Raw genomic sequence first — 15,625 nt, 5'->3', positions numbered from 1 at the left:
AAATAACACTATGAAAATAAACAAAATTAGCGCATTTATACTGAGTCTATTCTTAGTTCTAGTTGCGTGTGAAACAGAAGAAAGTATTGATATTACGATGCCTGATGCTTCATTTAAATTGTTGGAGCCTGCGATATCTAATATCAACTTAAACTACAATTTGCCGAATAATGAAGCATTCACAATAGTATGGAATGATCAATTATCTTCTAGCGGTAGTTATATGGTTGAATTATCACCAGACGCTTTGTTTGAAAGCCCAACAACAATTGGATCTTCTACATCAGATAGATTTACAATGACTGTTGCCGACTTTAATAATGTTTTATTGGGAGCTGGTGCTGATGCTTTTGAACCTTTTACTGTATTTATGAGAGTGAACTCAGGAACTAATGTTACTAACAGTGTAAGCTTTAGTGTATCATCGTATTCTGAATCTCCGCCAGTAATTACAAGTCCAGATAACACATTTGAACTTGTTTTACTTGAAACAACTCCAAATGATGAAGCGATCGCGATAGCTTGGGAAGATCCAGATTTTGGAGATAATACTACCGTTACTGTAAACTATGAAGTTCAATTTGCTGAAGCTGGAACTGATTTTGCCGGTGCTGTTTCGGAAAGTGTCGATGGCATGTCTTATTCAAACACCCACGAAGCATTTAACGAACTCGTATTAAATGCTGGTCTTACCGCAGAAGAAGCAGGAAGTCTTGATTTTAGAATTAAGGCTACAATAGAAATGGAAGCAGGTAATTTAGAGCGTTTTTCTGATGCCGTAACCATTACTGTTACTCCTTACAGTATAGAATTAGCACCAATATTATATGTTGTTGGTGCAGGTGCAGCTGACGCAGGTTGGTCTTGGGATAATCCAGTTGAATTGGTTCTTCAAGGCAATACGTATTCAGGAAATATTAATTTAATTAATGATGCATTTAGGTTCTTTACTGTAAACACGGATTGGGGAAGTGGACTTAACTATCCTTACTACGAAGCCGTTGGTTATACAATTGACTCAAACTTAGCAAATGCTTTAGATGGTGATAGTAACTTCCAGTTTGTTGGTACACCAGGAGAGTATTTTATTCAAATAAATACGGCTGATAAAACAATTACATTAGGTCCTCCAGTTGTAGGCCCAAACTGTAACTTCGACCAATTATGGTTGGTAGGAGCTGGTATTGTAGATGCGGGATGGTCTTGGGATACTCCTGTAGCTTTACCATGTACTGGTAATGGAACTTATTCAGGGAACGTTGCTTTAACAAATGATGCGTTCAGATTCTTCTCAGTAAATAATGATTGGGGAACTGGAACTAACTATCCAACCTATGAAGGAAATGGATACACTATAGATTCAAATCTCATCAATGCAATGGATGGAGATAGTAATTTCTTCTTTGATGGAACACCTGGCACTTATTTCCTAACGGTTGATGATATTAATAAGACTATTACTTTAGGACCTGAGCAATTACTTTGTGACTATGAACAATTGTGGATGGTAGGAGCTGGTGTCGTTGATGCTGGTTGGTCTTGGGATACTCCTGTAGCCTTACCTTGTACTGGAGCAGGAATTTATTCTGGACAAGTCGCCTTAACAAATGATGCGTTTAGGTTCTTTACTGTTAATAGTGATTGGGGAACTGGAATCAACTATCCAACTTATGAAGCTGATGGATATACTATAGATTCTGATTTAATTAATGCCATGGATGGAGATAGTAATTTCTTCTTTGATGGTACACCTGGAACTTATACAGTAACAATAGACACAGGTAACTTAACGATTACTGTTGAGTAAATTCATATAATCTTAAAAAAGCTATGCGTAAGGCATAGCTTTTTTTTTAAATAATAATATATAGCTATGAAAAAAATATTATTCTTTCTAATAACCTTTGTTTCATTAAGTAGTTTTTCTCAAGTTACTTTGAGTGTTGGAGCTATTGAAGTTGATGAACCCGTAACAATTACCGTAGATACCAATAGTACAGACTCAGATTGTAATGGACTTAATAATGTAACTAATGTCTATATGCATTCTGGTATTGGAGATAACTCCAATGCTTTTGGATTTAGCGTTATAGGAAATTGGGGACAAGACGATGGTGTTGGTCAAATGACCTCTAATGGCGACGGAACATTTAGTATTACCATAACACCACAATCTTATTATGGGCTTACGCAAATGCAAGCAGATAATGCTACTCAAATCGGAATGGTTTTTAGAAATGCTGACGGAACGCAAGAACTAAAAGATAATGGGTGTAATGATTTTATTTTTCCAATAGGAAGTGTAATTATAGATATTCTTCAACCTTCTAGTGACACAATTGTTGTAAATTCTGGAAGTGATATACAAGTAAGTGCAACAATTACTTTTCAAGGCTCAACTACAGTACAAGGCAGTTATGAGATTTTATATAACGATGTGTCTATAGCTACAGGAACATGTGGATTCCCTGCATGTGATTATACAATTACAAATGTTACCGAAAGCGGAACTGTAAAAGTTATTGGTACGCCTCCCAGCTCTACTGAAACTGGAGAAGCTAGTTTTGAAGTTATTGTTGTGCCAACAGTAGTGGAAGAAGCACTACCTGCTGGTATGGAAGATGGTATCAATTATGTTGCTGATGCTACAAAAGCAACATTAGTGTTAAATGCACCTGGTAAAGAGTTTATTCAAATTGCTGGAAGTTGGAACAATTATTCACCGACTAACAGCGATGTTATGAAACGTGATCCTGATACTGGAAAATACTGGTTGGAAGTCTCTGGGCTAACATCTGGACAAATAGAAACCTATCAATATTGGGTATTTGATACCAATCCTATTGCAAACTCACCTTCATTGGTTAAAACAGCAGATCCTTTTTCGACCTTAGTTTTATCTCCTTTTGATGACCCTTTTATTCCAGCTTCAACATATCCAAATTTGCCAGCATATCCTGCTGGTCAAGAACGTGAAGTTACAGTTTTACAAACAGGTCAAACACCTTACAACTGGCAAGTGCCTAATTTTGCTCCACCAAAAGAGGAGGATTTGATAGTATATGAGGTATTAATTAGAGATTTTGATGCCGACAGAAATTATCAAGATTTAATTGACAGAATAGATTACTTTAAAAATCTAAATATTAATGCTATTCAATTAATGCCGGTTATGGAATATGAGGGCAACGAAAGTTGGGGATACAATACTTCATTTCATATGGCATTAGACAAATTTTATGGAACTGAAGCTAAATTTAAAGAATTTATTGATATATGTCATCAAAATGGAATCGCCGTAATTCTTGATATCGCTTTAAATCATGCCTTCGGCAGAAATCCAATGGTACGTATGTGGATGGATGATGCTGATGGTGATGGTTGGGGAGGTCCAAGCAGTGACAATCCATATTTTAACCAAGTCCCTTTACATAGTTATAATGTAGGATCTGATTTTAATCATCAAAGTACGTTCACCCAAGACTATTCAAAACGCGTTGTTAAGCATTGGGTTGAAGATTTTAAGATTGATGGTTTTCGATGGGATCTAACAAAAGGTTTTACTCAAAATTGTACGGCAAGTGATGAAGGATGTACCAATTCATATCAGCAAGATCGTGTAGATGTATTAAAAGCTTATGCTGATTACTCATGGTCTTTAGACTCAGATCATTATGTAATCTTTGAGCATTTAGGCACTCAAAGCGAAGAAAAAGAATGGGCAAATTACCGCTTAGGAGAAGGTAAAGGTATAATGATGTGGGGAAAAATGACTGATCCATATAGCCAGCTATTAATGGGCTATAGCTCAAATAGTAATATTGATGGTATTGGACATAATTCCCGTTCACAATTCAATGGTCCGAGAGTTTTGGGTTATCCTGAGAGTCATGATGAAGAACGTTTAATGTATAGAGCAGTCACTTTTGGAAATGAATCGAATGGCGCACATAACGTTAAAAATTTAAATATAGCCTTATCGAGAATGTCCGCAATAGGAGCTGTCTCGGCAATGATTCCTGGACCTAAAATGATTTGGCATTTTGCAGATCTTGGTATGGAAAACTCAATTTTTACATGTTCCGATGGATCATTTAATGATGATGGCTGTAAATTAGATACGAAACCTCAACCACAATGGGTAAACAATTGGTTAACCAATGCGCTTAGAAGCCAGATATATGAAGATTGGTCTAAACTTCATAAACTTAAAATTGAAGAACCTGTTTTTGAAGGAGATTATACTATGACTTCTGGGAGTTTAACTCCAAGAATTGATGTATTCGATACTTCAATTCCAACTTCTGCTTTAAGGAATGTTATCATATTGGCAAATTTTGATGTTGTAACACAAGACGTAAATACTAATTTCCCTGGCGGTGTAACTTCTACTTGGTATGATCTTATGGATGCAACAGGAACAACTACTGTGGCAAATTCAGCATCTTCAATTTCAATTCCTGCTGGTCAGTTTAGAATCTTAGGAAATCAACCCTCTAATGCTTTAAGTGTTGATAATAATGAATTATATGGATTTAGCATTTATCCTAATCCAACTCGAACAGCATTTAGCGTTAGTTTGAATGTTTCATCTATTGAAATCTATGATATTACGGGTAAGCTTGTAAAATCTTTTAATGGTGATTTTACCAGAACTGATACTTTTGATATTACCAGCTTAAAAACTGGAATGTATGTTGTTAAAATAGAAAATAGCAACAATCAAATTAAAACGTCTAAGTTGGTTAAGCTATAACATTTTGACACAAATAAAAAAGCTAACTCGTTAAAGTTAGCTTTTTTTGTTGTGTACAGGCGGCGAGACTCGAACTCGCACACCTCGCGGCACTAGATCCTAAGTCTAGCGTGTCTACCAATTCCACCACGCCTGCTTTTAGCAGGTAAACCTGCAATTCCCATTGGCAAATGGGATGCAAATATAAACAATAGTTTCAATATTCAAATAGGAATTATTTAAGAAATAATTGATTCTGAATTCTTACTTTTGTTAGAAACCGAATTCACAAATGCAATCTATAAAATCTTACGTTACAACCAACAAAGATCGTTTTCTTAACGAGCTAATAGAATTATTAAAAATACCCTCAATTAGTGCTGATTCAGCATATAAAAAAGACGTTATAAAAACAGCTGACATCATCAAAATAAGTCTAGAAAAAGCGGGCTGTGATCATGTTGAAATATGCGAAACAGAAGGGCTACCCAATAGTTTATGGTGAAAAAATAATTGACAAAAATCTACCAACAGTTTTAGTTTATGGTCATTACGATGTACAACCACCAGATCCATTAGATTTATGGAATTCACCACCTTTTGAACCTGTTATTCAAAAAACAGATTTACATCCTGAAGGTGCTATTTTTGCTCGAGGTGCATGTGATGATAAAGGGCAAATGTATATGCATGTTAAGGCGTTAGAATACATGACATCTAACAATGAGCTGCCATGTAATGTGAAATTTATGATTGAAGGTGAAGAAGAAGTTGGTAGCGTTAATCTATCAACTTTTGTAAAAAACAATCACGAAAAGCTAAAAAATGATGTTATTCTGATTTCTGATACTGGCATGATTGCTAAAGATGTACCTTCTATTACAACTGGACTGAGAGGTCTAAGCTATGTTGAAGTCGAAGTTACTGGACCAAATCGAGATTTACATTCTGGTTTATATGGAGGAGCTGTTGCAAATCCGATTAATGTCTTGACTAAAATGATTGCATCACTTCATGATGAAAACAATCATATTACCATTCCTGGATTTTACGATAAGGTTGAAGACTTATCTGATGCAGAACGTGCAGAAATGGCAAAAGCGCCATTTTCGCTAGACGCTTATAAAACGTCTTTGGATATTGATGCCGTCTATGGAGAAGAAGGTTATACAACTAATGAACGAAATTCAATTCGCCCTACTTTAGATGTTAACGGTATTTGGGGAGGCTATATTGGAGAAGGTGCGAAAACAGTAATTGCAAGTCAGGCATTTGCAAAAATATCGATGCGTTTAGTACCAAATCAAGATTGGGAAGAGATTACAGATTTATTCAAAAACCATTTTGAAAGTATAGCACCAAAAGGTGTTACGGTAAAAGTAACACCTCATCATGGTGGACAAGGTTATGTCACTCCTATTGATAATATTGGTTATAAGGCGGCTTCAAAAGCTTATGAGGAAACTTTTGGAAAAACACCAATTCCACAACGCAGTGGCGGAAGTATTCCTATTGTGTCTCTTTTTGAAAAAGAGCTACAAAGCAAAACCATTTTAATGGGCTTTGGTCTAGATAGTGATGCCATTCACTCACCAAACGAACATTTTGGGATTTGGAATTACCTAAAAGGTATTGAAACTATTCCTTGGTTTTATAAATATTTTACGGAGTTGAAAAAGTAAAATACATATAGAAATGTCAAAAAAGGAATCAGTCTTTTTTGGAATTTAATATTTTTATCTTTTCCACAGCCTCTGTTGCAGATAAACCATAAAAACGTTCACTACGCTCCCCATTAGTAACTTTAATGACATCAAACTTTTCTTTGTTAGGCATAAAGAAGATGCCATTATAAGGTTTTCCATCTTTCATATAAACCTTGGAAAGCAACTCACCGTTTTCGCCATTTAAGTATAAATCAATATAAGTTTCATCAGTCCCTTTAAAATCCGTTAACTTTAAGATAGAATTATACATTGGAAGTTTTAATTGAGGGGAGTCTAATTCAAAATGAGCTCTAAAAGGATCTATTGAAAAATCGAATATTAATTTTTTATCTTTTAAAGCTATGCGTTCTAGCCCTTTGTCTTTATGATAATATTTGTAATCAAATGCAGTTAGTGTTTTATTCTTGAATGCGCCTGAACCCATCAAAGCATCTAGCTTATACATCTCAAAACTTCCTTTACTTTTTGATTTGTTTTGATATTTAATAACACATCTACCGGGTTTAAAACTACTTGTCATTACAATACTATCCATTTTTGGAAAATGATAAACCTTATATTGCGCATCAGGTTCTCCTCCATCTCTAAATCGATAAGCGCCTATTAACGTCTTAATAAGTTTCCCAGATTCGTATGTTTTTACGATCCTCTTTTTATCTACATACTCTAATTCCATACCATTGTATGGCTTTTCGTTTTTGTAATCTATTTTAGTCATAAATTTTGGTGAGTAAGACGATATTGTGTAGTAGCTATTTGATAAAAGTTGAGCATCCTGGTACTCACTTTTGGTAATAAAATCTTTACCATCTTTTATAACAATACCGTTTATAGGTTTATCGTCTTTATATATTGCTATGAATGTCGTATCCGAGAATTTGGTGTTGAATTTGGCTTCACCTTCTTTTTTATCTGCCTTAAAATTATACTGAGTTATAAACTTTTCAGATAAACGTTTATAAGTGGTTTGCAAACCTTGTTTTTTGCCGAGGCTATAAGCGGTTTCGATATACTTAGTATTTATCGAATCGTAATAAATTTGTTTACCATTATAGGGTTTTTGATCTTTATAGATGATTTCATATTTTAAAGTATCTGTATTATAATCCCTAACCACTTCTTTATTAAGAAGGTTATTACTGAAGAATTGATACTTTTTATAATGTCTGTAATTTGCATACTTAGCTTCTATTAAGTCGCCATCCTTATATATTTTGTGATTCTCACCTTTATAAACTATACCATTATATGGTTTGCCATCTCGATACTCAGTTTCTGCGATAATTTTATCTTTTAAGTAATAAGTAGCTGTATCAATCGGCTTATCTTCTTTGTATTTAATGGTTAAGGAATCATAAGCGAAACGGCGATCGGAATAATTCATATAAGACCAGCCTTCTTTTTTCCCGTTTTTATAATTTTCGAAATTGTACCATTCATATTGTGTGCCAGTATAAGGCTTACCATCTTTAAAAATACAACGCACGGTATCTTTAGTCTTCCGAAAAATATAGAGCACCTCACCTTCCATTTTCATAAAATCTTTATAATGCCCTTTTATAGATACTTTATAATCTTCAATTAAAAATGGCCCACTAGTCTTACCATTAACATAGGTCATATAGCCAGAGTTGGTGATAGCCTTGCCAGAATAAGGCAAACCATTTTTGTACGTTACGATACTCTCTGTACCATCAGTGTTGAAATAAATAACTTGGTCCGTATTGTAGCTATCTGGCACATAATGTGTAATTGATTTTACACGGCCTGTATCATAATCATAACTTATCATCTTCGTTTTATAGCCATTGCTATAAGATTCTAAACCATTAAAGTTAAAATACTCACCGTCAATAGGATTGTAATCCTTAAATGTACATTCGTACAATTCTCCCGTATATTTATTTTTAGTGATCTTACCAATTATCTGACCAGCTTCATATTTCTGAATTTCTTCTGAGGACAATACCCTAAAACTTCCTGACCATTCTTTTCCACTTTTATAGACTCCACGTGCCACTTCATTAAAAGCATCATCATAAAAAATAGTTTCGCCATTCAACATACTACCTTCATAACGTTCTAAACGGTTGTCTTTAAAAAACTGACCTTTGTAAGGGTAATCACCTTTATAAATACCCTTTGCAATTAATTTCCCAGCTTTATCTTTTAAATAAGTGACTAGAGTATCATTTTCATAGGCTTGTGATTTTATAAATACAATAGTTTCAATATTAGCATTTTCATTTGTGCTCACATACACTCGCGTTATACCAGTTTTTAAGCCATCTCTATTAAATTCTTTATAAGACACTAGAGCATCACCTTTGGGATTAAAATAGACCGTTTTCTCATAAGCGTAGGTATAATGATTGTAATACGTCTTCCTAGCAAGTCTTTTAGAAGCTTCGTAATACGCATTCCTAGAAATGAGTTTCCCATCATTGTAATCTGCAGTTTTATCGACTGCGGTATCAGATAAGTAGAATGAGCCCGAAAATTGTCGACCATTTTTATAAAGTCCCGAAGACATTAACGTACCATCTCTAAAATAACTTTTTTCTCTGCCTTCAATTTTATGATCTTTAAACGTTTGCTGAAGCCTTTTTTTACCATTAGCATAATACCAAATCACGTCTCCTTGAAAAACATCTTTCTGCTCACTAGATGAAAATGCTTCCATTTGAAGAGTACCATCGATATAATAGTCTTTTACGACATATAAACTACCTTTTTTCTGAAGCGGTAAAAGTCTATAGAATAATGCTTTGTCCTTGGTTGTTTTAGACCAATAAGCATTATAATAGAGCGTATCACTGGCTTGTGAAAACCCTAAATACATAAATACTAAAAAGATACCTGTTATAAAATTTCGCATAGCTCAACAATTATTGACAGGGTAAAATTAACCAATTACTTCTTATCATAAATCACTGTAAACAGGGATTAATACGTCTAAAAACGACACTGATTTTGATATTTAATATTTTTATTCTACATTTGTAGAGTTAATTCTAAAAACGTAGAGCATGCAACTTTCAAAAACAGAAGAACAACTAATGCAATATCTCTGGAAGCTCGAAAAAGCTTTTATGAAAGATTTACTAGACATCTATCCAGAACCTAAACCAGCGACGACTACAGTCGCAACATTATTAAAACGTATGATTGGCAAAGGTTTTGTAGACTATAAAACCTACGGTAAATCTAGAGAGTATTATCCTTTGGTAAAAAAAGAGGATTACTTTTCAAAGCACGTTAACGGACTCATTAAAACCTTTTTTAATGATAGTGCATCGCAATTTGCATCCTTCTTTACACGCAAAACTGATTTAACTAAAGAAGAATTAGAAGCTCTGAAAAAAATCATTGATACAGAAATTAAAAACAAATAATTATGGAAACGTACTTATTCAAATTTTCGGGTTGTTTATTAGTATTTTGGTTAGTTTATGTTTTGTTTTTAGAACGCCAAACTATGCACCGATTTAAACGTTTTTATTTATTGGGAGCTGTTGTTTTAGCACTAATAATTCCGGTTTTAACAATAACACATTACATAGAACCAATCGTAACCGATTTTGAAGTTGCTCCTCTATTTATTCCTATAGAACCTGTCTTTACTGAAATACCTTTAGAGCAAGCTCCATTTTGGAATTTAGAAAATATACTTTGGATACTTTATGGCTTAGGTTTTTTATTATTCTCAATACGATTTACGGTTAATCTCTTTAAAATGTACAAACGCATTTCTAATAATGAGACTATAATTAAACGTTCATTTGTATACGTTTTATTAGAAGAGTATCGCATTCCACATTCATTCTTTAAATATATTTTTTTCAATAAATTAAAATATAAAGAGCATAACATCCCAAAAGAAGTGATGCTTCATGAAGAAACGCACGCAAAACAACTACATAGTTTAGATGTTTTAGTCATTGAATTACTTCAAATTATATTTTGGTTTAATCCTTTGATATACATACTAAAGTATCATATAAAATTAAATCACGAATTTTTAGCAGACCAAGCGGTTTTAAATCAAGGTTCTGATGCTAAAACGTATCAAAATATTTTATTACAATTTTCATCTCCCGATAGCTATCGGGACACTGACGAGTATCAACTCAGTAGTGCCATCAATTATTCATCCATCAAAAAACGATTTACAGTTATGAAAACACAAACATCAAAAACCAGAATTTGGGTTAGCGGCTTATTACTGCTACCAATTATTGCTATTCTTTTTTACAGTTTTGCTGAAAAGGAATATGTTGAAAAAGAAACAGTAGACATTTCACAGCTTCAAATTACCTCAACCAACGAAGGTGCGACTGAAGCTATGATGACAGAATACAATGATTGGATGAAGAAATTAAATACTAATTCTTCAAATCTCTTTATAGCTGTAGGTAAAATAGAGCGTATAGTTGCCATCTATGACCTAATGAGCGAAGAGCAACGTAACTCGGTTGACAAACATCCTTTTCTTCAAGAAATAACTCCTGATTTATATCATGTAAAACCGAGCATACCTTCAACTGCTCAATTTGAATCTTGGAAAAATGAAAAGGAATTCGCAATTTGGTTAGATGGAAAGCACATATCAAATACAGAATTAAACAACTTTAAGGCAAACGATATTGCACATTATATAGGTTCTAGTGTCCATAGTAATGCGAAAAGCAAAAAATTCCCGCAACCTTTTCAATTTAGTTTATATACCAAAGATGGTTTTAATAAGTTTTATAAAGAAGCCTATGTAAATGATTATAGAGCATTAACCAAAACGTATTCTAACGAAATTGACACCTATTTAAACGGTCCGCAAACAGATAATTCTGAACTTAGAATTTTAAAAGCACAAGCAGATAAATTATATAATCAATTTACAAAAGAGGAATTAGAAAAACATAATATTTTACCAGCTCCTCCAGTTCCCTCAAAAAAGGAACCTAGTTATTCCAAATCCAAAGGTGGACCAAACTTCGAAGACACAAAAGACATATACAATTCTGCCAGAAGTATTGAGTTAAAAATTTTAAATAATAATTCATATTTAATAGATGGAATTAAAGCAACGAAAAACACATTTGTAAATGTATTTAATCAATTACATCAAGACATTACGACTGAAGTTCGGAATAATATTATGAACATTCATGTGACTTCAGCAAAGGAGATATCTAATAAAGAGGTTTGGTTTATCTATAATTCACTACAAGATTATGGGTTTTATCGCATTGTGACACCTAATCAAGAAATAAATAGAGCAAAAGGTAATACACCCTTTGCAATTGAGAGTAGCTTTTTGGCACAAGAAAAACCAATCATGTTGATTCTAATTAACAGACATGATGAATTATTGGTTGACGACGAATTAGGTACTTTAGAGAGTATTGATAAAAAACTGAAAAAACTGGCAAAAGCAGGAAAATCAGGACAAATTGTATCCATAAGATATGATAGAGAAACTTCTAAAGAGATGATTTCTAATGTCGAAGAATTAGTTAAGGTTCATAAATTTAAGTTAGTATCATTTAACATATCTCCAATCATGTCGATTCTAATTAACAGAAAGGACCAATTATTAGTCGATGATGAGCTAAGTACCTTAAAGAGTATGGAAAACAAACTCAAAAAATTAGCAAAGCAAGGTGAATCAGGGAGACAAGTAATAATAAAACACGATAAAGAGACATCAAAAGATATGATATCTAAAGTGGAAGAATTGGTCAAGGCTAATAAATTTAAAGTTGCGTCTTTTGATATGTCTAAAATTCCTCCACCTCCACCACCAACTCCTTCACCGAAAAAAACTAAAGGAGGTCCAATAGAAATTAACGGAGCTACGTACTATTTTAAGCAACAAAACGGAAAAACAACATATTATAATCAATATGGTAAAGAAGTGGATATTAACAAAATTCCACCACCTCCACCAATTCCGAACGATGCTACTCCAGAGCAAAAGGCTAAAATGAAAAAGGCAACTGACGCCTATATGAAAGCCAATTCTGATAAAGTAGGTAAGGCTGAAGGAGAAAATGGTGAAGTCTTTGATGTCATAGAAATTCCCGAAGATTTACAAGGTAGTATAAATATTAACGGAGAAACTTTTTATTATACCACCAGTAATGGTAAAACCACTTATTTTAATCGCTATGGTAAAGAAGTGAAAATGGATAATTTACCTCCACCAGCTCCAGCTCCAGCTCCAGAATCTACATTAGACTTCGTCATTAGAATGGCTAAAGGAAATGCGAAATTTTTTAATGAAGGGAAATTAATTTCTTCAGATGAAGCTATTGCACTTTTAAAAAAGAACCCAAAACTGAATATTAATGCCAAGAAGACAAAAACGAGGCAACCTTTAGTTTATATCTCTAAAAAACCTATCGTAATTGAAAAAAATTAAGATTAAAGAATACCATTTTAAACTGAGCCTCTTTAATAGAGGCTTTTTTTATAGAAAAATGTAACAAATCACACACTTTAGCGTTCTAATAGACAATCAATCAAAATCAAACACATCATGTTAAAGCAATTCTTCATCCTTTGCTCTGGAGCAGATACAGATATTTTAAATGACTGTTCTATTGGTGAACAAAACAAATATGCTGGTATTGGCGCTACCGTTTTCTTTACTGCTGTTATGGCAACTATTGCAGCTAGTTATGCCCTTTATACGGTTTTTGACAGCCTATATTCATCTATATTCTTCGGACTAATTTGGGGCTTACTCATTTTTAATCTAGACCGTTATATTGTTTCGACGATTAAAAAACGTGATAATGTTTTAGACGAAATTCTTCAGGCTACGCCAAGAATCTTCCTAGCAGTAATTATAGCAGTAGTCATTTCTAAACCTTTAGAACTTAAGATTTTTGAAAAAGAAATTAATCAAGTTTTACTAGAACAAAAAAATGAATTAACTCTGGCAAATCAAAATCAAATTGCAGAACAGTTTAATCCTAAAATTGCTGAACTCGAAAATCAAATATTAGGCTTACGGTCTCAAATAGATACAAAAGAAACAGAGGTTAACGCTTTATATGACACCTACATTTCAGAAGCGGAAGGCACAGCAGGTACCAAACTTTTAGGTAAAGGGCCTGTCTATAAAGAAAAACGAGAGAAACACGATGCTGGTTTAGCCGAATTACAACAACTTAAAACAGACAATAAAGCTAAGATCACAGCTATTGAAAGTGAAATCATAGCTTTACAAGGTAATTACAAAGCTAATGTCGCAGAATCACAACCCGTCATTGATAATTTTGATGGTTTAATGGCAAGAGTTACTGCATTGGGCAAATTACCATGGTTGCCTTCATTCTTTATTTTCTTACTGTTTTTAGCCATTGAAACCTCACCAATTATTGCAAAGCTCTTATCACCTAAAGGCGAATTTGATTTTAAATTAGAAGATCAAGAAACAAGCATTAAAAGTTGGACGATGCAACAGGTTGCAGAGCGTAAACTCCTTGTTAAAACTGATAATGATATAAACAATAAAGTCTATACCGAAATTGCTGATGAAGAGGAAGTGATGAACTACAAGAGAAAGAAAGCTCGGGAGTTGATGCAACACCAAGCAGATGCTTTTTTAAAGAAGCAGAAAGGGGTGTTATAACACCCCTTGAGGGGACTTTAGGAGTATTTTTGAAATTAAGTCACTACTTTTAGGGAACTTAAAATTCAATCTTATGAGATTTATTTACACCGTTTTATTTGCATTACTATGTATTAGCTGCATCAGCGTAAAAGCAGATGTTACTACTGAAACTAGTACCTCTTCAAGTATTGCCGATGCAGAAGCCGGAATTCGTTTGGTTATGGAACAACAAGAAACCGCTTGGAAAAATCACGATTTAGAAGGTTTTATGCAAGGCTATTGGAAAAGTGATTCTCTAAAATTCTATGGTAGTAATGGTCTTACCAAAGGCTGGGAAAATACTTTAGCCAATTATAAAAAAGGGTACCCTACGAAAGCCGAAAGTGGTAAATTAAACTTTGTGATTAATGATATTTCAAAAATTGAAGGTGACAACTATTGGGTAATGGGAGAATATCATCTAAAACGCCAAGTTGGAGATGCCGATGGAGTCTTCATTATCATCTTCAAAAAGATCAATGGAGAATGGAAAATTGTTGCAGATATGTCTTGTTGAAATTATAAAAGAGCCCGATTTTCATCGGGATTAGTTCAACTAGCTAATTTAAATACACCACTTCGCGGTTTTTCAAATTAGAGTTTCACTAAAAAAATAAAGTGTATCCGAAACACCTATCTATCACCATAAATGAATTGGAAACACTTTATTTAATGTAGGTTATAATTGATCTGGACTAATTAAGCCGCTACAATAGTATTTGTTGCAGCAATGTTTTGTTCTGATGTCTGTATTGGTTCTTCAGCTTTAAAATGCTGATAGAGTTCTTTACATCCTAATCCTATAATAGATAATTTTTTAGATTTAGTGATAGACTCATTGTGCAATCTAGCTAAAGCCATCACTCCTGCTCTATCAATACTATCTACACGTTCTATATCTAAAAGAACATTATCTAATTTATCAAAAACGTTAGAAAAATGCGCATTAAAGGTTTTGAGATTCAACTTGTTTAAAGTTCCTTTAATCTGAAAGCGGTTGTTGTAATTGGTAATCTGTAAATCCATAATAAATAAAGTTATTCGTTCATACTAATTCAGGGCTATTAATCAGTAAAAATGATGCTACTATTTAGAGGGATGATCTAAATATCATACTTATAATTGAGTGACACCTTATAAAATCGATAAATGGTAAATTTGAATAGATTATTCGGAAAGGACTGTCTATTTTTTCGATAAACAACATGATATTCATCCTATAAAATCTTCAAAAAACTATTGTAAAAACTCATTATATTTATGTTTTTAAAATGCTTAATCAGTTACACTGAACTATAGCTAATCTGAGTTGAAACAAGATATTTATCTCGATGAAAAAATAGATTAGTTTTGAAAAGTGAATCTTGTAAGTTTCACAACAAACACATTAAGCCAATAAACATGCCAAACAATGAAATATAATTACAAAGTTATAATTATGATTATTTTTGCAGGAATCACGTTATATGGTTTAGTATCTGGAAACTACCTCTTTATGGTTTG

At 33.3% G+C, this 15,625-nt stretch carries 8 protein-coding genes, 1 tRNA gene and 1 pseudogene; 7 read left to right on the top strand and 3 right to left on the bottom strand.

Going from position 1 to position 15,625, the window contains the following annotated elements:
• Positions 1-10: 10 nt before the first annotated feature.
• Positions 11-1,807 (top strand): SusE domain-containing protein, encoded by a 1,797-nt coding sequence (locus tag SJY34_RS13330; RefSeq protein ID WP_400076421.1) that lies wholly within the window; start codon positions 11-13, stop codon positions 1,805-1,807.
• A 66-nt stretch (positions 1,808-1,873) separates the two neighbouring features.
• On the top strand, positions 1,874-4,756 hold the full coding sequence (locus SJY34_RS13325; RefSeq protein ID WP_400076419.1) for an alpha-amylase family glycosyl hydrolase: 2,883 nt from the start codon (positions 1,874-1,876) through the stop codon (positions 4,754-4,756).
• Between the two features lie 54 nt (positions 4,757-4,810).
• On the opposite strand, the gene SJY34_RS13320 is transcribed toward SJY34_RS13325, so the two are convergent.
• A tRNA-Leu gene (locus SJY34_RS13320) sits at positions 4,811-4,892 on the bottom strand.
• Positions 4,893-5,027: 135 nt separating this feature from the next.
• Here SJY34_RS13320 and SJY34_RS13315 point away from each other — a divergent pair.
• Positions 5,028-6,417 (top strand): annotated as a pseudogene (locus SJY34_RS13315) (dipeptidase).
• Between the two features lie 28 nt (positions 6,418-6,445).
• Here SJY34_RS13315 and SJY34_RS13310 read toward each other — a convergent pair.
• Positions 6,446-9,340, bottom strand: a complete 2,895-nt coding sequence (locus SJY34_RS13310; protein ID WP_400076417.1) for a hypothetical protein — start codon at positions 9,338-9,340, stop codon at positions 6,446-6,448.
• 151 nt (positions 9,341-9,491) lie between these two features.
• Here SJY34_RS13310 and SJY34_RS13305 point away from each other — a divergent pair, with 151 nt between their 5' ends.
• From SJY34_RS13305 to SJY34_RS13290, 4 genes are all read left to right on the top strand, one after another.
• A complete protein-coding gene (locus SJY34_RS13305) occupies positions 9,492-9,857 on the top strand; it encodes a BlaI/MecI/CopY family transcriptional regulator (protein WP_400076416.1) in 366 nt (121 codons plus the stop codon).
• A 2-nt stretch (positions 9,858-9,859) separates the two neighbouring features.
• Complete coding sequence (locus SJY34_RS13300) at positions 9,860-12,883, top strand: M56 family metallopeptidase (protein WP_400076414.1); 3,024 nt, start codon at positions 9,860-9,862, stop codon at positions 12,881-12,883.
• Positions 12,884-13,000: 117 nt separating this feature from the next.
• A complete protein-coding gene (locus tag SJY34_RS13295; protein WP_400076412.1) occupies positions 13,001-14,101 on the top strand; it encodes a DUF4407 domain-containing protein in 1,101 nt (366 codons plus the stop codon).
• A gap of 73 nt (positions 14,102-14,174) precedes the next feature.
• Positions 14,175-14,639: a YybH family protein gene (locus tag SJY34_RS13290; protein ID WP_400076410.1), complete on the top strand. Its 465-nt coding sequence runs from the start codon at positions 14,175-14,177 to the stop codon at positions 14,637-14,639.
• Positions 14,640-14,821: 182 nt separating this feature from the next.
• On the opposite strand, the gene SJY34_RS13285 is transcribed toward SJY34_RS13290, so the two are convergent.
• Entirely contained in the window at positions 14,822-15,148 is a 327-nt protein-coding gene (locus tag SJY34_RS13285) for an STAS domain-containing protein (protein ID WP_400076408.1), read from the bottom strand.
• Positions 15,149-15,625: the final 477 nt, after the last annotated feature.

This window comes from Winogradskyella sp. R77965 (assembly GCF_044594915.1).
Classification (GTDB): domain Bacteria; phylum Bacteroidota; class Bacteroidia; order Flavobacteriales; family Flavobacteriaceae; genus Winogradskyella.
The sequence above is the reverse complement of the archived record's forward strand: the minus strand, read 5'-3'. Positions and strand labels throughout refer to the sequence as shown.

Bases quoted from the DNA above. Each gene is read 5' to 3' on its own strand.
- SJY34_RS13330 (WP_400076421.1), top strand. From the start codon at position 11: ATGAAAATAAACAAAATTAGCGCATTTATACTGAGTCTATTCTTAGTT.
- SJY34_RS13300 (WP_400076414.1), top strand. From the start codon at position 9,860: ATGGAAACGTACTTATTCAAATTTTCGGGTTGTTTATTAGTATTTTGG.
- SJY34_RS13285 (WP_400076408.1), bottom strand. From the start codon at position 15,148: ATGGATTTACAGATTACCAATTACAACAACCGCTTTCAGATTAAAGGA.
- SJY34_RS13295 (WP_400076412.1), top strand. From the start codon at position 13,001: ATGTTAAAGCAATTCTTCATCCTTTGCTCTGGAGCAGATACAGATATT.
- SJY34_RS13290 (WP_400076410.1), top strand. From the start codon at position 14,175: ATGAGATTTATTTACACCGTTTTATTTGCATTACTATGTATTAGCTGC.
- SJY34_RS13305 (WP_400076416.1), top strand. From the start codon at position 9,492: ATGCAACTTTCAAAAACAGAAGAACAACTAATGCAATATCTCTGGAAG.
- SJY34_RS13325 (WP_400076419.1), top strand. From the start codon at position 1,874: ATGAAAAAAATATTATTCTTTCTAATAACCTTTGTTTCATTAAGTAGT.
- SJY34_RS13310 (WP_400076417.1), bottom strand. From the start codon at position 9,340: ATGCGAAATTTTATAACAGGTATCTTTTTAGTATTTATGTATTTAGGG.